Below are 2,034 nucleotides of genomic sequence, written 5' to 3'. Positions count from 1 at the left end.
TGTCAGCAGCGGTTGTAAACTGATACAGGCAGCGATTGAAAACTGATACACCATTTTGAGAAGATGGCCGCTTTGCGGAGCGGCCTTGAAACCCAAAGAGGTGTACGTGGAAATCCAACTCCTGAAGAAGCATGGGTTAAGCCTTCGGCAGATTGCCGCCGAGGTAGGCTGCGCAGTGAACACGGTGCGCCGGCATTTGGCCCTGGAGGCCGTGCCGAAGTACGAACGCAAAGTCAAACGCCAGACGAAGCTGGCGCAATTCGAGCAGTACCTGAGGGATCGGCAGCAAGCTGCTCAGCCCGATGTGATTCCGGCCACCGTGCTGTACCGCGAGATTGCCGCGCGCGGCTACGAGGGTGGGATGAGCCAATTGAGGGCTTTCCTGCGCACCTTGCGCCCGGTGCCTCCCGCCGACCCGGTGGTGCGTTTCGAGACGGCGATGGGCGAGCAGTTGCAGGTGGATTGGGTCGAATTCCGTAAAGGCAGCGCGCCACTGCACGCGTTCTGCGCCACGCTCGGCTTTAGCCGGGCCAGCTACGTGGAATTCGTCAGCAACATGAAGGTGGAAACCCTGATCGCCTGCCACGAGCGCGCCTTTGCGGCGTTCGGTGGCGTGACGCGGCGGGTCCTGTACGACAACATGAAGACGGTAGTACTGGAGCGCGATGCGTATGGTGAGGGCGAGCACCGCTTCCACGCTGGCTTCCTGGACTACGCCAGGCATAGCGGTTTCGTGATCAAGCTGTGCCAGCCGTACCGGGCCAAGACCAAGGGAAAAGTCGAACGCTTCAACGGCTACCTGCGCCGTTCGTTTTATGTGCCGTTGGCGAGCCGGCTGGCACAGAGCGGCCAGAAGCTCGACGTCGTGACGGCCAACGTGGAAGTAGCCCACTGGCTGCGCGAGGTGGCCAATGCGCGTATCCACGGCACTACCGGGGAGCCGCCAGCCGAAGCATTGAAGCGAGAGGCGCAGCACTTGCAACCGTTGCCGGCGCCATGGCGGGCGGACATCGCGGCAGCCAGGCCGCAACCGAGTGCCGAAGCACCTGTGGTGCCGCGGCCGGCGGCGGTGGTGGAGCGAATCGCGCAACCGTCTCCAGTACAGCACCCGCTGCAGGTGTATGACGCGCTGCTGGTACGGGTGTCGGAAGGAGTGGCGGCATGAATCTGCAGCATGAGCGTATCGCGGCGTTGTGCGAGAGCCTGAACCTGCCTTTCGTGGCCCAGGGCTACGGCGCCGCAACCCAGAAGGCGGCGAAGCAGGAGATGGCCTACAGCGACTTCCTCGAGGGGCTGCTGAGGGAGGAAGCCGCTGGGCGTAACGTGCGCAAACAAAGCACGATGACCCGGCTGGCCGGGTTCCCGGTGGTGAAGACGCTGGAAGAGTTCAACTACGATTTCGCCAAAGGCGTGAAGCGCAGTCAGGTCGAAGAACTGGCTGGCCTGGGATTCGTGGAGCGGCATGAGAACGTGGTGTTGGTGGGGCCGAGCGGAGTAGGCAAAACGCACCTGGCAATGGCATTGGGCTACAAGGCCACGCAGGCTGGCATCAAGACGCGCTTTACGACGGCGGCCGACCTGATGCTGGCTTTGACGACGGCGCATACCCAGAACAATCTGAAAGCGGTGATGCACCGCGCAATCAAGGCGTACCGGCTTTTGATCATCGACGAGATCGGCTATCTGCCGATGAACCGGGAGCAGGCCAACCTGTTCTTTCAGGTGATTGCGGCGCTGTACGAGCACAGCAGCCTGATCGTGACCAGCAACCTGCCGTTCGGCCAATGGGACGCGACCTTCGCGCAGGACACGACGCTGACCGCGGCCTTGCTCGACCGGCTGCTGCACCACGCGCACATCGTGCCGATCGCAGGAGAAAGCTACCGGCTGAAGCATCAACGACAGGCCGGGATGATGAGGGGAAGCGATGTTGCAGAGATGGGCTGAACACGCATTGTGTTCGGCGACGGCGGTGTATCAGTTTTAAATCGCTGGCACAACGAAATCTGTATCAGTTTTCAATCGCCGTTGACA

2 protein-coding genes are annotated in these 2,034 nt (G+C 61.7%); both read left to right on the top strand.

The features are described from left to right. Positions 1-85: 85 nt before the first annotated feature. A complete protein-coding gene (gene istA, locus AC3A6M_RS24755) occupies positions 86-1,165 on the top strand; it encodes an IS21 family transposase (RefSeq protein WP_487855349.1) in 1,080 nt (359 codons plus the stop codon). Further along, the gene (istB, locus tag AC3A6M_RS24750; RefSeq protein ID WP_487855348.1) at positions 1,162-1,947 is read left to right on the top strand and encodes an IS21-like element helper ATPase IstB; all 786 of its coding nucleotides are present in this window, start codon (positions 1,162-1,164) and stop codon (positions 1,945-1,947) included. The genes istA and istB overlap by 4 nt, the downstream gene beginning before the upstream one ends. Positions 1,948-2,034: the final 87 nt, after the last annotated feature.

The organism is Telluria sp. Soil_C_11, from assembly GCF_057657395.1.
The sequence above is the reverse complement of the archived record's forward strand: the minus strand, read 5'-3'. Positions and strand labels throughout refer to the sequence as shown.

Coding starts and splice junctions, on each gene's coding strand:
- istB (WP_487855348.1), top strand. CDS start 1,162: ATGAATCTGCAGCATGAGCGTATCGCGGCGTTGTGCGAGAGCCTGAAC.